The organism is Lysinibacillus sp. FJAT-14222, from assembly GCF_001278875.1.
GTDB classification, from domain to species: domain Bacteria; phylum Bacillota; class Bacilli; order Bacillales_A; family Planococcaceae; genus Lysinibacillus; species Lysinibacillus agricola.
Window position 1 is genome coordinate 153,037 of sequence record NZ_LIYL01000048.1, and the last position, 15,659, is coordinate 168,695.

The 15,659-nt window shown below is 38.8% G+C and carries 22 protein-coding genes; 18 read left to right on the plus strand and 4 right to left on the minus strand.

The annotated features are described in order from the left end of the window. The first annotated feature begins 137 nt into the window (after positions 1-137). From greA to mtnN, 4 genes are all read left to right on the plus strand, one after another. Positions 138-626 carry a transcription elongation factor GreA gene (greA, locus tag AN161_RS20740; RefSeq protein WP_053596225.1) on the plus strand — a complete coding sequence of 163 codons (489 nt, stop codon included), beginning with the start codon at positions 138-140 and terminating at the stop codon, positions 624-626. Positions 627-728: 102 nt separating this feature from the next. Continuing rightward, positions 729-857, plus strand: a complete 129-nt coding sequence (locus AN161_RS31130; RefSeq protein ID WP_277815965.1) for a hypothetical protein — start codon at positions 729-731, stop codon at positions 855-857. 321 nt (positions 858-1,178) lie between these two features. Continuing rightward, complete coding sequence (locus AN161_RS20745; protein WP_053596226.1) at positions 1,179-1,832, plus strand: YrrS family protein; 654 nt, start codon at positions 1,179-1,181, stop codon at positions 1,830-1,832. A 60-nt stretch (positions 1,833-1,892) separates the two neighbouring features. Beyond that, the gene (mtnN, locus tag AN161_RS20750) at positions 1,893-2,585 is read left to right on the plus strand and encodes a 5'-methylthioadenosine/S-adenosylhomocysteine nucleosidase (protein WP_053596227.1); all 693 of its coding nucleotides are present in this window, start codon (positions 1,893-1,895) and stop codon (positions 2,583-2,585) included. 589 nt (positions 2,586-3,174) lie between these two features. On the opposite strand, the gene sigK is transcribed toward mtnN, so the two are convergent. Both sigK and pssA read right to left on the minus strand, forming a co-directional pair. Then, on the minus strand, positions 3,175-3,882 hold the full coding sequence (gene sigK / locus AN161_RS20755; RefSeq protein ID WP_053596228.1) for an RNA polymerase sporulation sigma factor SigK: 708 nt from the start codon (positions 3,880-3,882) through the stop codon (positions 3,175-3,177). A gap of 87 nt (positions 3,883-3,969) precedes the next feature. Then, positions 3,970-4,470 (minus strand): CDP-diacylglycerol--serine O-phosphatidyltransferase, encoded by a 501-nt coding sequence (pssA, locus tag AN161_RS20760; RefSeq protein ID WP_053596264.1) that lies wholly within the window; start codon positions 4,468-4,470, stop codon positions 3,970-3,972. A gap of 136 nt (positions 4,471-4,606) precedes the next feature. Between pssA and AN161_RS20765 the strand changes: the two genes are divergently transcribed. From AN161_RS20765 to AN161_RS20805, 9 genes are read left to right on the plus strand one after another with little or no spacing between them, the layout of a single operon-like run. Further along, positions 4,607-5,389, plus strand: coding sequence for a phosphatidylserine decarboxylase (locus tag AN161_RS20765; protein WP_053596229.1), 783 nt, complete (start codon positions 4,607-4,609; stop codon positions 5,387-5,389). Positions 5,390-5,425: 36 nt separating this feature from the next. Next, positions 5,426-5,947: a YqeG family HAD IIIA-type phosphatase gene (locus AN161_RS20770; RefSeq protein WP_053596230.1), complete on the plus strand. Its 522-nt coding sequence runs from the start codon at positions 5,426-5,428 to the stop codon at positions 5,945-5,947. Next, on the plus strand, positions 5,944-7,047 hold the full coding sequence (gene yqeH / locus AN161_RS20775; protein ID WP_053596231.1) for a ribosome biogenesis GTPase YqeH: 1,104 nt from the start codon (positions 5,944-5,946) through the stop codon (positions 7,045-7,047). Before AN161_RS20770 ends, yqeH begins: the two co-directional genes overlap by 4 nt. A 30-nt stretch (positions 7,048-7,077) precedes the next feature. Next, a complete protein-coding gene (gene aroE / locus AN161_RS20780; protein ID WP_053596232.1) occupies positions 7,078-7,908 on the plus strand; it encodes a shikimate dehydrogenase in 831 nt (276 codons plus the stop codon). Positions 7,909-7,913: 5 nt separating this feature from the next. After that, positions 7,914-8,216 (plus strand): ribosome assembly RNA-binding protein YhbY, encoded by a 303-nt coding sequence (gene yhbY / locus AN161_RS20785; RefSeq protein WP_053596233.1) that lies wholly within the window; start codon positions 7,914-7,916, stop codon positions 8,214-8,216. Between the two features lie 9 nt (positions 8,217-8,225). After that, a complete protein-coding gene (locus AN161_RS20790; protein ID WP_053596234.1) occupies positions 8,226-8,816 on the plus strand; it encodes a nicotinate-nucleotide adenylyltransferase in 591 nt (196 codons plus the stop codon). Then, positions 8,785-9,357: a bis(5'-nucleosyl)-tetraphosphatase (symmetrical) YqeK gene (gene yqeK, locus AN161_RS20795; RefSeq protein WP_053596235.1), complete on the plus strand. Its 573-nt coding sequence runs from the start codon at positions 8,785-8,787 to the stop codon at positions 9,355-9,357. Before AN161_RS20790 ends, yqeK begins: the two co-directional genes overlap by 32 nt. After that, positions 9,354-9,698: a ribosome silencing factor gene (gene rsfS, locus AN161_RS20800; protein ID WP_053596236.1), complete on the plus strand. Its 345-nt coding sequence runs from the start codon at positions 9,354-9,356 to the stop codon at positions 9,696-9,698. Before yqeK ends, rsfS begins: the two co-directional genes overlap by 4 nt. A 2-nt stretch (positions 9,699-9,700) precedes the next feature. Continuing rightward, complete coding sequence (locus tag AN161_RS20805; RefSeq protein ID WP_241774613.1) at positions 9,701-10,441, plus strand: class I SAM-dependent methyltransferase; 741 nt, start codon at positions 9,701-9,703, stop codon at positions 10,439-10,441. A 97-nt stretch (positions 10,442-10,538) separates the two neighbouring features. On the opposite strand, the gene AN161_RS20810 is transcribed toward AN161_RS20805, so the two are convergent. Then, positions 10,539-10,952 carry a hypothetical protein gene (locus tag AN161_RS20810; RefSeq protein ID WP_053596238.1) on the minus strand — a complete coding sequence of 138 codons (414 nt, stop codon included), beginning with the start codon at positions 10,950-10,952 and terminating at the stop codon, positions 10,539-10,541. Further along, positions 10,952-11,131 carry a hypothetical protein gene (locus AN161_RS20815; RefSeq protein ID WP_053596239.1) on the minus strand — a complete coding sequence of 60 codons (180 nt, stop codon included), beginning with the start codon at positions 11,129-11,131 and terminating at the stop codon, positions 10,952-10,954. Before AN161_RS20815 ends, AN161_RS20810 begins: the two co-directional genes overlap by 1 nt. A 269-nt stretch (positions 11,132-11,400) precedes the next feature. Between AN161_RS20815 and AN161_RS20825 the strand changes: the two genes are divergently transcribed. From AN161_RS20825 to AN161_RS20845, 5 genes are all read left to right on the plus strand, one after another. Then, positions 11,401-11,772, plus strand: a complete 372-nt coding sequence (locus AN161_RS20825) for a DUF4085 family protein (RefSeq protein ID WP_082340249.1) — start codon at positions 11,401-11,403, stop codon at positions 11,770-11,772. Then, positions 11,769-11,972, plus strand: a complete 204-nt coding sequence (locus tag AN161_RS20830; RefSeq protein ID WP_053596242.1) for a hypothetical protein — start codon at positions 11,769-11,771, stop codon at positions 11,970-11,972. The genes AN161_RS20825 and AN161_RS20830 overlap by 4 nt, the downstream gene beginning before the upstream one ends. A gap of 44 nt (positions 11,973-12,016) precedes the next feature. Continuing rightward, the gene (locus AN161_RS20835) at positions 12,017-12,664 is read left to right on the plus strand and encodes a helix-hairpin-helix domain-containing protein (RefSeq protein WP_053596243.1); all 648 of its coding nucleotides are present in this window, start codon (positions 12,017-12,019) and stop codon (positions 12,662-12,664) included. Positions 12,665-12,778: 114 nt separating this feature from the next. Next, positions 12,779-13,348 carry a ComE operon protein 2 gene (locus tag AN161_RS20840; protein ID WP_053596244.1) on the plus strand — a complete coding sequence of 190 codons (570 nt, stop codon included), beginning with the start codon at positions 12,779-12,781 and terminating at the stop codon, positions 13,346-13,348. Positions 13,349-13,455: 107 nt separating this feature from the next. Then, complete coding sequence (locus AN161_RS20845) at positions 13,456-15,639, plus strand: DNA internalization-related competence protein ComEC/Rec2 (protein ID WP_241774614.1); 2,184 nt, start codon at positions 13,456-13,458, stop codon at positions 15,637-15,639. Positions 15,640-15,659 lie beyond the last annotated feature (20 nt).

Consider the following 15,659-nt stretch of genomic DNA (forward strand, 5'->3'; position numbering starts at 1 on the left):
GGAAAGGCATGCATACTATTAGGTCAAAGAGTAATTTGAAAACGTTTAAAAATAATAAAATTCGATTAAATGTACCCTACTAGGCATTTAATCGAGTTTTATGTTTTTATATTGACGAAAATAAGGAGTGAAGAACTTTGGCAAACGAAAAACAGTTCCCAATGACAGCTGAAGGTAAGAGAAAATTAGAAGAAGAATTAGTAAAATTAGAAACAGAAACACGTAAGGAAATCGTAGAACGTATTAAAATCGCTCGTGATTTCGGGGATCTTTCTGAGAACGCTGAGTATGATTCGGCAAAAGAAGAACAAGCCTTTCTGGAAGGTCGAATTTCTACATTAAAATCAATGATTCGTAACGCAGTTATTATTTCTGAGGATGAAACGGACAACAGTGCGGTATCACTAGGGAAAACGGTTACATTTGTAGAAATTATTAATGGAAAACCATCAACAGAAGAGGAATCTTACACGATTGTTGGTTCGGCTGAGGCAGATCCAATGGAATTCCGCATTTCTAATGAATCACCAATTGCTAAAGGCTTGCTAGGTCGTGCTGAAGGCGAAGAGGTTGTCGTACAAACACCTGGTGGCGAAATGAAAGTTAAAATTATTTCAATAAAATAATTTTTTGTACAAGCAGTTAGCTTATCTTTTAAAAGAGAGCTAGCTGCTTTTTCTTCATCCGCAAATGTTTTTTTGTAGCGACAGCAACAACAGGGTTTATCTGTGCGAAAGCGAAGCGACAGCAACAACAGGGTTTATCTGTGCGAAAGCGAAGCGACAGCAACAACAGGGTTTATCTGTGCGAAAGCGAAGCGACAACAGCAATTACGCCAAGGAGAAATTGATTCTTGAATCCATATTCCGTTTAAATTTTCACGCAAATGGTAAAAAATGGTTCTTTATCGAAAGTTGTGGATGACATTTGCTAAAACGTATACTATGTAAATAGGTTGATTTTCGTTACGGCTGGGTGACTCCTTGGGGATTAGCGACAGCAGCTACAAAGCGCCCAGTCGGAGCGGAAATCAACCACACGTTTTGGTGATGATCCAAAAATCTTTGGAAAATACGTCGAGATGTCTTTATTTTTCTCTATGAAAAAATATATGAGCACAATTATTTTGCAAGTACTGTTGAACTTGATAGAATATTGGCTAGAGAGGGGGAGACTTCATGAGTGAACGACAAACTCGAAGCAGTCGTCATTTGCAGCCATCTCATAATAAAAAGCTAGATAAACTATTGAATGTTTTAATTGGTATTGTCGTGATATTAATTATTATAACAGCAACATACGTGTTTAAATGGCAGGATGATGCAGGAAAAGCTGAGAAAGACGAGCCAATACAGGAGCAGAAGAACGACAAAGAAGATGTGAAGGAAGAGCCTTCTAAAGAGCAAAATAATGATGTTGCAGCTCAAGAGGAAAAACCTGCAAAGGAAGAGCCCACAGAAGAAACTCAAACATCTGAACAGGACGCTACTACTGAAACTACTTCAGACAACCCAATTGTTGACAAGGTCATAACAAATAAAAGTTGGGAGCCTACACCTACAACACAAACAGGCCAGCATGTGTCTTCTTACGATGATAAATCAGTAGACTGGGCTGAAAAGGTCGCAACAGTTACAGCCGTTACAGGTATCGAAAAGGATCAGATGATTGTCTGGCGTATAGGTAATAACGGTAGTGCTAATTCGGCTATTGCAACAGTCTCAACGAATGATAAGACAAAAATGTATCGTGTTAGCATGGAATGGGTCGACAATGAAGGTTGGCTACCAGTTCAACTTGAGCAACTAAATACATTAAATGGCGCCTATTGACGAAAATAACTCGTTTGTTTATTTTTAATAGAGCTAATAAAGAAGGGAATTAACAGAGATATGAAAATTGCAGTAATCGGCGCAATGGAAGAAGAAGTAGAGCTTTTACGAGCATCATTAGATCATGCAAAAAGCACAACAATAGCAGGCAGTGAATATACAACTGGAACTTATGAAGGGAAAGAGGTAGTTTTATTAAAAAGTGGTATTGGTAAAGTGAATGCTGCAATGTCAACTACTATTCTATTACATGAATTCAAGCCTGATGTAGTCATTAATACGGGCTCTGCCGGGGGCTATGATGAGACTCTTGAAGTAGGCGCAGTCGTTATTTCAGATGAAGTCCGTCATCATGATGTAGATGTAACGATTTTCGGTTATGAAATTGGTCAGATGGCTGGTATGCCAGCAGCTTACAAATCAGATGAAAAACTTATGAAAGTGGCTGAAGAGGCAGTAAAGGCAGTTGGAGAGCACCAGTACGGTGTTGGTTTAATTTGCTCAGGCGATGCTTTTATGAATGATCCTATTCGTGTAGAAGCTGCTCGTCGCCATTTCCCACAAATGAAGGCTGTAGAGATGGAAGCTGCAGCTGTTGCACAAGTTTGCTATCAATTTGATACTCCGTTTGTTGTTATTCGTGCTTTATCAGATATTGCTGGAAAAGAATCGAATATCAGTTTCGATGAGTTTTTGCCAGTAGCTGCAAAGCATTCGACACAAATAGTACTAAAAGCTATTGAAACGTTATAAAGTTAAACTTTAATCAGAGGGGGAGTTTTTTATCGCCCCGCTGATTATTAGTTTTCACCAATCGTATTTTTATTGCCCGTTAATGTGGGATAAAGTACACAGAATGGTCAAAATGAGTGGTCTGTAGTGTGAGAAAAATCACAGTTTGAAAGTCTCACCAATGCTAAACTGTTGTTAATTAAATCTCTTCATATTTGGATGGGAGGCATTCCGGGTGCTATTTTTAACAGCAGGTGTAGTCATTATTACGACGTTACTAGGTACACTTATTTCAGCAGAACTTTCAGAATCTGTAGAATTTCATTGAGGAAAAAGCTCTCTTGCGACATTCAATATCGCAAGGGAGCTTTTTTGCAGTTTAATTAGTTTCGCTAACTTTCTAAGGATTGGCTCATTACCAAAAGTGCAAAAACCATCTGCCGCTGACGCTTCGCTTTCGCGCAAAGTGGCTCATCAGCCCCTCCAGGAAAGCGCTCAATCGGAACGGAAATCAACCACATGTTATGGTGATAATCAAAAAAATACAAGATTAATTGCCGATTAATCTAATGGATTTATTGAAATTTTACAATTATCAATTTACAGTATATTATTCAATAGACTTTTGATCTCTTTTATATAATTGATAGAGTTTAATAAGCGCTCGCTTTTCAATGCGAGATACATAACTACGAGAAATATTTAAACGTGCAGCGATTTCCTTTTGCGTAAGTGCATCCTGTTGGTTTAAACCATAGCGAAGGGTAACGATTTCTAGCTCACGAGCATCAAGCATATGCAAATAATGGTATAGTTGTGCAACATGCTCTTTATGTTCAAGTTTTTCTGTTGCACTCTCTTCATCGCATTGTAATAGATCTCGGATTTGTAGGGCATTACCATCTTTATCTGTACCGATTGGCTCAAATAAGGAAACATCTTTTTGCACTTTTTTCTGAGTACGCAAATGCATTAAAATTTCATTTTCGATACAACGGGCAGCATAAGTGGCAAGACGGGTTTTTTTGTCAGGCGTATAACTTTCTACAGCTTTCATAAGACCAATAGTACCGATGGAAATATAATCATCAAGTTGTTCATGTTTTGGGTGGAATTTTTTCACAACGTGTGCAACGAGCCTCATATTACGCTCAATTAGATCAAGACGCGCTTGCTCATCACCGCCTAAAAATCGTTCAATACAAGCAGCTTCCTCTTCTTTTGAAAAGGGTTTATGGAAAGTTTGCCCCTTTAAATAGCCAAGTAACGCTGGGATCTCAAGCCATAACTGCAACATAGATGTAAAAATTCCGCTCATTGAATGATTTCATCCTTTCCCCATTTTTCGACAGTATATGTTAAGAAACTGCGTTAAATGAAAAAAAGTGCAACAGCAAATGCGCTGTTACACTTTTTTTAACGTGATTGTACTAATCATTAGTAATGCTAGTATTGGGAAAAGGAAAAGATAAAATGCCGGGTGGAACGTATTAGAGGCAAAATACGTTAAAGTTATAAGCGTACCTGCCGCAGTAATTGGTAACCCTGTGAAATAACCGTTTGCTTCACTAATATTGAAGCGAGCTAATCTCATTGCACCGCAGACGATGTACAGTACTGTCATCATCATGCCGACAAAACCAAAGTCGACTAAGACAACTTCATACATTAATAATGCAGGTGCCACACCAAATGATATAATATCACTCATAGAGTCTAATTGTTTACCTAGATCAGACACTTGTCCGAGTGCTCTAGCTACCTTTCCATCATAGCGATCAAGAAGGGCAGCAATAAAGATAAACAAGACACTGTAGCTATAATATTCATGTAGTGTAGCCATAATGGCCGCGCCACCAAAGGACATATTACTGATTGTAATGAAGTTTGCTGTTTGCGATTTCATTTTCTTAACCGTGGTATCCACCAACTTGTGATAAAAAAACAAGGGGGATCACTCCTTTACACTTAAGATATTTTACCATTATACTTCGAATGCGAAAAAATTGACAGTCTAAATTAATCGATAGGGGTTTTGTTTTATGAAAGAAAAACTATATCAACGCTTGATTGAATTAACAAATGGCAAGCAATCCTCCCAGCTTTTGCAAACTATTGCAAAAGCAAAGTGGAGTAAACGTATTATTCCTAGTTACATGAAGGTATACGATATTAAACTTGAAGAGGTTTCAAAAAAACAACAACAATTTTCAAGTTTACATGATTTTTTCACAAGAGAGCTTTTAGAAGATGCACGTCCAATTGAACAAAATACCACTACCTATGTAAGTCCAGTGGATGCGAAAATAGAGTCATTTGGACGTATCGAATGGGATATGACGTTTCTTGTAAAGGGTAAGCCTTATGCATTACAAGATTTACTTGGCAATACAGAACGTGCTGCACAATATGCAGATGGACATTTTATTGTGTTTTACTTGAGTCCTGCAGATTATCACCGTATTCATAGCCCAATTGATGGGCGAGTGCTAAGACAATATACGCTTGGGCAAAAATCCTATCCCGTTAATCAGCTAGGTCTTACATACGGTAGAAAACCAATTTCACACAATTATCGTTCAGTAACGGAGCTGAAAGTGGTTAAAAATCAGCAGGTAGCGTTTATTAAAGTTGGTGCTACCTTTGTAAACTCTATCGTACTCACTAATACCACAACACAGTGGCGTAAGGGTGAAGAAATCGGATATTTTTCATTCGGCTCAACAGTAGTTATGCTATTTGAAAAGGATGCAATAGAATTTACCGATAATGTTGTGCAAGGAAGCCCAATTCGAATGGGTGAAGCCTTTGCAAATATGCTATAATGGTCGAATAATACATTTAGATTAGGGGTCACTATTTTGTATAATTTTTTATTACCAGATGAATTTGTAACGAGCATTTTTGAAATTACACCGGAAAAACTTCAAGACATAGGCATTAAAGGAATCATTACGGATTTAGATAATACGCTTGTGGAATGGGACCGTGCAGATGCAACGGAAGAGCTTATTATTTGGCTTCGCATTATGAAAGAATCAGGCATTCGTGTTATTATTGCGTCGAATAATAATGAAGCACGTGTCAAGCATTTTGCCGAGCCACTAGATATTCCGTATATTCATAAGGCTAAAAAGCCACTTCGTAATGCCTTTTATAATGCAGTTATTCAATTAGGGCTACGTCCACAGGAAGTAGTAATGGTAGGAGACCAACTACTAACGGATGTAATGGGTGCAAATCGCTTAGGCTTGCACACAGTACTAGTAAAACCAGTTGCACAATCAGATGGGCTCGTAACAAAATTCAATCGATTCATTGAACGTCGCGTGTTCAATGATTTAAAACGAAAAGGAATCATTACTTGGGAGGAAAAAGAATGAACGAAATGCCAAATTGTATTGGCTGTGGTACAACAATTCAAACAGAAGATAAAACAGCAGTTGGGTATGCACCCCAATCATCATTAGAAAAAGACGTGGTCATTTGCCAACGTTGCTTCCGTTTGAAAAACTATAATGAAATTCAACCAGTGTCATTAACAGATGACGACTTTTTACGCATATTAAACGGTCTTGGAACACAGCAAGGCTTAATCGTAAAAATTGTTGATATTTTTGACTTCAATGGGAGCTGGTTACCAGGACTTCACCGCTTCGTTGGGAAAAATCCTGTATTATTAATCGCGAATAAAGCCGATTTATTACCGAAATCTGTGAAACCGAAAAAAGTGATTAATTGGCTAAAACGTGAAGCGAAGGCTCTTGGTCTACAACCTGTCGATGTACTTTTAGTGAGTGCCCATAAAGGTAAAGGAATGACTGAAGCGATGGAAGCCGTTGACGAGTATCGTAATGGACAAAATGTTTACGTTGTAGGTTGTACAAATGTTGGGAAATCCACGTTCATTAATCGTATTATCAAGCAGGCAACAGGTGAAGGTGAGGTTATTACAACTTCTCATTTCCCGGGTACAACTTTGGATATGATTGAAATTCCATTAGATGATGGCAGTGCATTATATGATACACCAGGGATTATTAATCATCATCAGATGGCACACCATATTGACGCTAGTGAATTAAAATATATTATGCCTAAAAAAGAAATAAAGCCGAAAGTTTACCAACAAAATGCGGGACAAACTTTATTTATCGGTGCTCTTGCTCGTTTTGACTTTATACAAGGTGATCGTTCGGCATTTACGGTGCATGTGGCCAATGACTTACCAATTCACCGCACAAAGCTTGAGAAGGCAGATGCATTGTATGCAGAGCATAAGGGTGAATTACTTGCACCTCCAACTGCAGACTTTATAGACCAGCTACCGCCATTAGTGCGTCATGAGTTCTCCATCAAAGAAGCGAAAACAGACGTTGTCTTCTCTGGTCTTGGATGGATTACTGTGCAGCATGCAAATGTAGTTGTAGCAGCTTTTGCGCCAAAAGGTGTACAAGTTTCAATTCGCCCATCACTAATTTAGGATGTACAAGTAGAGAAGAGGGACTAGGAAATGAAGAAATGGTTTGCGGTTATTGGTGATCCGATTGAACATTCAAAATCCCCAGCAATGCACAATGCTTGGTTTGAGGAACTGACGATAGATGCGACGTATATTCCAGTGCATGTATCTTCTGAAAATATGGAGTCAGCGGTTGCTGGCCTAAAAACATTAGGTGCAAGTGGCTGGAACATTACAATCCCACATAAAACAGCGATCATTCCTTATTTAGATGAGCTAGATGAGTTGGCAGAAAAAATGGGAGCTGTCAATACGGTTGTCCGAACAAAAGAAGGTAAATTAAAAGGATACAATACAGACGGTATTGGTTTTGTGCGCTCGCTAGAAGAAGCGGTTGGTAAGTCTCATAAGGATAAGCCAGTCCTTCTTATTGGTGCAGGCGGTGCTGCTCGCGGTATTGCCTTTGCTATGCAACAGCAAGGTTACACGAATTTAACCATTGCCAATCGCACAGTGGCAAATGCCCAAGCAATTGTCGATGAAATGGGTATAGGTCATGCTATTTCTTTAGCAGAGGCTGAGGAAACATTAGCTGATTTCGGCATTTTAGTGCAAATGACATCGGCTGGACTTGCTACGGGCAATTTTTCAATGCCATTTTCACTAGAACGACTTGCAAAAGGCGCAATTGTGGCCGATATTGTGTATAATCCATTAATGACGCCTTTTTTAAAAGCGGCTGAGGAAAAAGGAGCAACCGTCGTTACGGGTCTTGGAATGTTCGTTCATCAAGGGGCTATTGCTTTTGAGCACTGGCTTGGTGAATACCCAAATACAAATTCAATGATTGCGCAACTGAAAGCGCAATTAGGAGGATATTAATTTTTATGTTAACAGGTAAACAAAAACGTTTTTTACGTGCAGAAGCACACAATCTAACACCAATTTTCCAAGTAGGAAAAGGCGGCGTTAATGACGAAATGACAAAACAAATTCGTGAAGCATTGGAAGTACGAGAGCTGATTAAAGTACGTATTTTAGATAACTGTGAGGAGGACAAGCATGAAGTTGCAGAAGCACTTGCAAAGGGTGCTCATGCAGAGCTTGTGCAATTAATTGGACTGACAGTTGTTTTATATAAAGAATCACGCAATCATAAAAAGATTGTATTACCAAAAGCAACGAAATAAGGTGAGACGATGAAAAAGGTCGGTTTACTGGGAGGCACATTTAATCCACCACATAATGGACACTTAATGATGGCTAATGAAGTACTGCATGCATTGGATTTAGATGAAGTTCGCTTTATGCCAAATGCGTTACCACCACATAAGTTTGCACGTCATGATGCCAGTGATGTGGAGCGCCTTGAAATGGTAAAGCGTGCAATAAGTCCATATCCGCATTTTTCTGTGGAGTCGTATGAGGTAGAGAAGGGTGGCGTATCCTATTCATATAAGACACTTACTTCGTTGTGTATAAGAGAACCTAATGTGAAATTTTACTTTATCATTGGCGGCGACATGATTGATTCGCTTCACACATGGTACTGTATTGATGAATTAGTGAAGCTTGTGCAATTTGTAGGAGTAAAGCGTCCAGGAACAGAGGCCCTAACAGAGTATCCTATACTAATGGTGGAAGCTCCCCAAATCGATTTGTCGTCCACACTGATTCGTGAACGCCTTGCCACTGGAGGAACGGTTACTTTTTTACTGCCAGAAACGGTAGAGACGTTCATACGAGAGGAAGGTCTATATGGAACGCGAACAGTACTTGGCGGCGATTAAGCCACGCATGCCTGAGAAGCGCTATATTCATACCATTGGTGTAATGGAAACAGCCATTGAGCTAGCAACATTATATGGTGAGGATGAAAAAAAGGCTGAGATAGCTGCCATCCTTCACGATATTGCGAAATATGCAGATATCGAATGGATGGAGAAAATCGTCCGTGATGAAAAATTAGATGCTCGCCTTATTGGCTGGGGTAGTGAATTACTGCATGGTCCAGTAGGTGCATATATTGCAGAAAGCGAATTTGGCATTACAGATGAGGATATGTTAAATTCTATTCGTTTTCATACAACAGGACGCGCGGGCATGAGCCGTTTAGAAAAAATTATTTTTGTTGCAGATATGATTGAACCTAATCGTAAATTTGATGGTGTTGATCGTCTACGAAAAAAAGTAAAGAAAAATTTGGATAAAGCGATGAGTGCTTGTGTGCGCCATACATTGGTATTTTTAATTGATACAAAACAACCAATTTATCCATTATCAATAGAATGTTATAACGATATGATGAAAAGAGAGGACAGTGAAGGATGACTTCAACTTTATTACAATCAGCTTACAAAGCAATTGACGACAAACATGGTGAGGATATTGTCGTTTTAAATATGCAAGGCATTTCACTTTTAGCAGATTACTTTATTATTGCTCATGGTAATTCTGACCGCCAAGTGCAAGCAATCGCTCGTGAATTACAAGAGGTAGCAGTAAAAGAGGGCTATGAAATTCGTCGTGTAGAAGGCTTCGATGGAGCACGCTGGGTTCTTGTGGATCTTGGAGATGTTGTAGCACATGTATTCCATAAAGATGAACGTGCTTATTATAATTTAGAACGTCTATGGGGCGATGCACCGCAACTAGACATGCCAGAGGCTTAAGTGTGAGTAGTTACGAGCAATTTGCGCACGTGTATGATGAGCTGCAAACCGATATCCCTTACAATCTTTATGTGGAATGGGTTTTGCAGCATGCACCGAGCAGTCAATACCCGAATCTTTTAGATATCGGCTGCGGTACAGGTGTGCTTAGCCTGTTGTTTGCGCAGGCAGGTTACAAGGTGAGTGGGATTGATTTATCTGAAAGTATGCTCTCCATTGCCGCAGAGCGCTTTGCAGACGCAGGATTACATGTGCCTCTCTATTGTATGTCGATGGATGAATTAGAGGGCTTTGAGGCGCTTGACGTTGTAACGATTGCTATTGATTCACTGAATTATGTAGTGGACGAAAAAGCTGTTTATTCAACACTAGAACGTATTTATGGGGCTTTACGAGATGGAGGCCAACTGTTTTTTGACGTGCATTCATTATTTAAAATGAATGATATATTTTTAGACGGACCGTTTACGTATGACGATGGTGATATTAGCTATGTATGGCATACGGAGCCTGGCGATTTTGAACATTCCGTTATCCACCAAATGACGTTTTATGTGCGTGATGCTGAGAGTGATCTGTATGAACGCTTCGACGAGGAGCATAACCAACGCACATTCTCAATTGAGCAATATATGGCATGGCTTCAGGAAATTGGCTTTAAACATGTAGAAGTAACAGCAGATTTCACAGATGAAGGCCCTGAATATGAAAGTGAACGCATTTTTATCCGTGCGATGAAATAGTAAAACAGCTTGCTGGTAAACTAACCAGTGAGCTGTTTTTTTTGGGCTAATCGCCCAAATGCTCGACCAAAATCGAGCATAAAAACCTTCTCTTATCTTATCTAACAACAACATACAATTCTTTTCTAAAAGGAATTATAGAACGTGTATATTTTTTATTCCTAGCTCTTCTCGAATATGGTAAAACTCCATATTTTTTTTTGAAATTTGACCCATAATATTTCTTTTTATTTCGTTGCCAAACCCAATAATTACAAACAAATTCTTCTCCGCCACCTATAGTGTTAGCCAACGTACGAAGATAACCTTTAAAAACATATTTGTCTTTCTTCAAAAAATCTATAATAAACCCTAAAGTAAACAACAAAACTATAAAAATAACTCCATAAATTAAAAATTTGATAAGTGTACTTATTAATAAAATAATAACATCAAATGGTAGTAAGTTTTGTAAATAATCTGGTATCAAGACTTGTAGTTTATCTGATATTAAATTTTGTAGTTCATCCATTAATTTTTAACTCCTTTACAATCATTTTTCGAAATATAATAACGCCAATCCGATTGAACTAAATCATAATTTTTCTCTGTTCGATCCAAGTCAATATCTTCGTCTGAAATTTTCTCTTCTCGCTCTTGTTCTTTCTCTTTTCCTTTAACATCTTTCGTTTGGTTTTTTGAGCGTTCCAAGCTAATTTCATGCCTTCACCTCATCATTTTTGCGTAGTCATACTCTTAATAAGAGTATAGCACATTATACTCTTGTGCCTTCTCAATGCGGCATATGAGGAAAAGCAGAAAACGTTAGCTTATATGAAACCAAAGGAGAGAGAGGTCTTTGAGCAAAGTCTTCATGATGCAACAATAGTTAGTATTCGCCGTAATGCTACTCAAGTGGAATTAACATTTGATATGGCAGGAGGTTTTACTGCAAAATCAATTATTTCTCTGACGTTTAAATAAGTGAGGTAGGTCAGGTAGAACCAGAGCAGTTTTATATTTACGATGAGCTCAGAAAAACAGCGAATGGAATGGCACTACGTGTTATTTTTGATTGTCCAGAAGTGGAATGGACGATTGAAGCAGAGGAGTTAGACGCTGAATTTTATTATCGCCCAAAAACATATAGTGATTTTGCTGAAAACGGTAATTTTCCTGCGTACGTTCAAACATTGCAGCTAGAGCATGGCTTAACCTTTATTACACCGCAATTGAAAAAACGAGTAATCGGGATTCAGCAACACGCACCGTTTTTAATTTTAGAAAATAGCTATCTATATGAAAATGATCAAGGTGTTATTAGACTGGGCGACTCCTTGGGTCACAGATGAGACCCTGGAGCGCAGCGGATGTTTTCTGTGCGAAAGCGAAGCGGCAGCAACAACAAAAGCGGCTCATCGGACGCCCCCAGCAAAGCGCTCAGTCGGAATGGAAATCAACCCCACGTTATGGTGATGGGCTTTCATTATTTGATATAGCGCTTTCTATAAATAATTTATCTTTTCAACGCATGAATGGTATTGTAAGATGAAATAGACTCCATATGATTGCCTTTTGCAGGAAAGGATGTTATCGATGATCCAATCTTTATGGCAAAAGTACAAAAAAAGTATGTTGCTCCCCAGCATACTTGTAATCGGTGGACTTTGTTACTTCTTTTTTTCGAGTTCTGACTCTTCACCTCCCCAAGAAGAGCTCATCGAAACAATCCAACCTATTGAACAACATGAAACGAAAGAACCTGTGGATGAAGCGGTCATACAGCAGGTATTTGTTGATATAAAGGGTGCTGTTATGTATCCAGGTGTCTATGAGCTACAGACTGACCAACGAATAATAGATGCGGTACAGCTAGCGGGTGGTTATACTCAGGATGCTGATACGCAACTCATTAATCATGCGCAAAAAGTTCAGGATGAGATGGTTATTTACATTCCTATAAAGGGTGAAAAACTAGACGAAATTACCTCTAATATTTTGACGATGCCTACTAGTGGAACATCACAAGGTGACAATGGTATGAAAGAACAAAAGGTCAATTTAAATAAAGCAGATGAAGCAACACTTACGACCTTATCAGGTATTGGTCCATCAAAGGCTCAAAGCATTATTTCCTATCGTGAGGAGAATGGTAGCTTTAAAACAATTGAGGACTTAAAAAAAGTGAGTGGTATTGGCGAAAAAACGTTTGAGAAGTTGAAGGATTTCATTACAGTTAATTAATGACAGCAAGTGATGAGATATTGACGACTCTTTTCAAAAAGGGCTACACTGTAGTAGAAAAGTGACTGTTGCAATTAAGGCACAGTTTGTTAATCAATTTTTGGAGGTAGTCATATGGAGCGAATTACTTGGGATCAATTTTTCATGGCGCAAAGCCATTTACTCGCATTACGTAGCACATGTACAAGACTGGCAGTAGGAGCAACTGTCGTTAGAGATAAGCGAATTATTGCAGGTGGCTATAACGGTTCAATTACAGGTGATGAACATTGTATTGAAAAAGGCTGCTATGTTGTTGATAACCATTGTGTGCGTACAGTGCATGCTGAGATGAATGCACTGCTACAATGTGCTAAATATGGTACGCCTACAAAAGGTGCAGACTTATATGTTACACATTTCCCGTGTCTGCCATGTACGAAATCTATTATTCAAGCAGGTATTGAACGCGTGTATTACGCTACCGATTATAAAAATAACCCTTATGCCCAAGAATTATTTGAAAAAGCAGGTGTAGAGGTTGTACACGTTCCGTTTGATGAACGTAAAATCGACTTTTTAAGCGACGAAAAATTAGCCTTGTACATAGACATGCTAAACGAGCTTCGTGAGAGTGGTATGCCTGCAGAAAAATTGCGCCCATATGAACAGAAGGTGAGCGCATTATTTGGCAAAAAGCTTTAAAGCATAAATGGATTTACGTAGCACTAGCTGTACTTGTTGCTGCAATAGCGGCACACAAGTCAGCTTGGCTACTCGCTATTCTTCTGCTTTTCGCATTATGGCTTAATTTGAAAGGTGAAACACGATTAATTTCAGCTCTTGTTATCGTTAGTGGATTTCTTTCCTATTTCTTCATCGTTACATTTCAATTGACGGAACCTTCCCCTCTACCGTCAACATTCCAAATAACTTGGTCGAGTGAATATAAAATAAATGGTCAAAAGCTTAGAGGCTTTGTAAAAACTGAAACAGGTGAGAAGCTGTATGTTGTCTATACATTTTCATCAGAAGAAGAGAAAAGCTTTTATGAAACTACTTCATTAACAGGCAGGACCTATCTAGTTCAAGGAGAACTTATAGCACCACCTCCACCTGCACATACGTATGCGTTCTCTATGGAAAAATATTTGATAAGTAAAGGTGCTAGAGGAATATTTGAAGTTTCAAGCTGGACCTTTATAGAAGAGAAAAAATCCATTCTTTCGTTTCTTGCTAAACAGAGACACTCTATGAAAAAACATATTGAAACAACATTCCCGGAGTCACTAGTTGCTGAGGCACAAGCACTTCTAATAGGATCACAGGATCAGGTCGATCAGGAGCTTCAACGAGCCTATCAAAAGCTTGGCATCACACATCTATTTGCTATCTCTGGTCTGCATGTGGCGCTTGTCTCATGGTTGTTTTTTGAAGGTCTTCTACGTATAGGCGTACGAAAGGAAATGGCGACCTTAGTTTTACTCATCATTTTACCTATCTATGGGGTGATAGCTGGTGGTGCTCCTTCCGTATGGCGTGCAGTATCTGTCGTAGAATTAATCATGCTAATGCGTTACGCTAGGTGGCAAATATCGATTGATGATGCCCTAGCAATTAGCTTTCTTTGCTTTGTCCTACTTGAACCAGGTGTCATTTATCAGATTGGCTTTCAATTGTCATATTTAGCGACGGTTAGTCTTGTCTATTCAGGTATCATTTTAAGCCTATCCACGAACTGGTTGATCCGTTCATTTTTCATTACATTTGTGTGCCAGCTTCTTGTTTATCCATTATTACTCCATCATTTTTATGAAATTTCTATTTCTTCATTTTTAGCAAATATTATTTTCGTGCCACTGTTTTCCTTTGTTATTTTACCTACAAATATTGTAATGCTTGTTGTAACGTTTTTATCGATGCCGGTAGCAAAAATTTTATTTGTAGTGTACGAGCCGCTCCGTGTTTGGCTTACGAAATTCATTTTATATCTCCAGGAATTGCCGTTTCAACTGTGGTCGCCAGGAAAACCTGCTATATGGCTCGTTTGTGTGGCGTTGATAAGTGTATTAGCAGGCTTCTATTTTATCGAGATAAAGCATTATGGTAAATTTGCAGTTGTGATTGTCATTCCTGCATTATGTATTCATCTTTCACCGATGCTTTTTAATGAAACAAAACTTACATTTTTAAACGTTGGACAGGGTGATTGTACCGTTATTGAATTACCGTTTAGAAGGGCTGTATATGTTATTGATTCAGGCGGCTTACTGCGCTTTGAGCAGGATATTTGGAAGACGTCAGAAAGCCCATATGAGGTTGGGAAACAAGTTGTTGTACCGTTTTTAAAGGGAAAAGGGATACGAGACATTGACATCTTTATCGCCACTCATGCGGATGCCGATCACGTAGAGGGAGCTGAAGAGGTTTTGCAAGAGATTAACATGCATGAAATTCATCTCACTCCTGGTTCAATGGAAAAGCCTGCAATGCGGGATTTACTGATGGAAGCCAAAAAGCAAAAGGTTCCAGTAAAAGAAAAGATGCATGGGACGACTTGGCGTATAGGAAATACTAGCTTTCATTATTTATGGCCCCGTGACACCGATTATGAGGGGAATGATGATTCAATTGTTTTATATATGCAACAGGGGGCATTTCGAGCATTGTTAACTGGTGACTTAGAGGAGCATGGTGAACAGGAGCTTATCCATCTTTACAACACGCAATTAGCGGGTATGACGTTGTTGAAGGCTGGACATCATGGCAGTAAAACATCTAGTATTGAGCCATTTGTAGAGCTGTTACGGCCTGAATTAACCATTTTTAGCGCTGGGTTCAATAATCGCTATCATCATCCACATGATGAAGTAGTCGAGCGTTTTACGAGTCGAAATTTATCTACTTTAACAACTGGAGTAGATGGGACTATTGAAGTGCGAATTCGCGGAAATAGTTGGTCTGTACAAAAGGAAAAAGACCTTGTCCAAAAATGAGCAAGGTCTTTTCCTTCGTA

Coding starts and splice junctions, on each gene's coding strand:
- AN161_RS20840 (WP_053596244.1), top strand. CDS start 12,779: ATGGAGCGAATTACTTGGGATCAATTTTTCATGGCGCAAAGCCATTTA.
- yqeK (WP_053596235.1), top strand. CDS start 8,785: ATGGAACGCGAACAGTACTTGGCGGCGATTAAGCCACGCATGCCTGAG.
- mtnN (WP_053596227.1), top strand. CDS start 1,893: ATGAAAATTGCAGTAATCGGCGCAATGGAAGAAGAAGTAGAGCTTTTA.
- aroE (WP_053596232.1), top strand. CDS start 7,078: ATGAAGAAATGGTTTGCGGTTATTGGTGATCCGATTGAACATTCAAAA.
- AN161_RS20765 (WP_053596229.1), top strand. CDS start 4,607: ATGAAAGAAAAACTATATCAACGCTTGATTGAATTAACAAATGGCAAG.
- rsfS (WP_053596236.1), top strand. CDS start 9,354: ATGACTTCAACTTTATTACAATCAGCTTACAAAGCAATTGACGACAAA.
- yhbY (WP_053596233.1), top strand. CDS start 7,914: ATGTTAACAGGTAAACAAAAACGTTTTTTACGTGCAGAAGCACACAAT.
- yqeH (WP_053596231.1), top strand. CDS start 5,944: ATGAACGAAATGCCAAATTGTATTGGCTGTGGTACAACAATTCAAACA.
- AN161_RS20810 (WP_053596238.1), bottom strand. CDS start 10,952: ATGGATGAACTACAAAATTTAATATCAGATAAACTACAAGTCTTGATA.
- AN161_RS20830 (WP_053596242.1), top strand. CDS start 11,769: ATGAGACCCTGGAGCGCAGCGGATGTTTTCTGTGCGAAAGCGAAGCGG.
- AN161_RS20835 (WP_053596243.1), top strand. CDS start 12,017: ATGATCCAATCTTTATGGCAAAAGTACAAAAAAAGTATGTTGCTCCCC.
- AN161_RS20790 (WP_053596234.1), top strand. CDS start 8,226: ATGAAAAAGGTCGGTTTACTGGGAGGCACATTTAATCCACCACATAAT.
- sigK (WP_053596228.1), bottom strand. CDS start 3,882: ATGAGCGGAATTTTTACATCTATGTTGCAGTTATGGCTTGAGATCCCA.
- pssA (WP_053596264.1), bottom strand. CDS start 4,470: ATGAAATCGCAAACAGCAAACTTCATTACAATCAGTAATATGTCCTTT.
- AN161_RS20745 (WP_053596226.1), top strand. CDS start 1,179: ATGAGTGAACGACAAACTCGAAGCAGTCGTCATTTGCAGCCATCTCAT.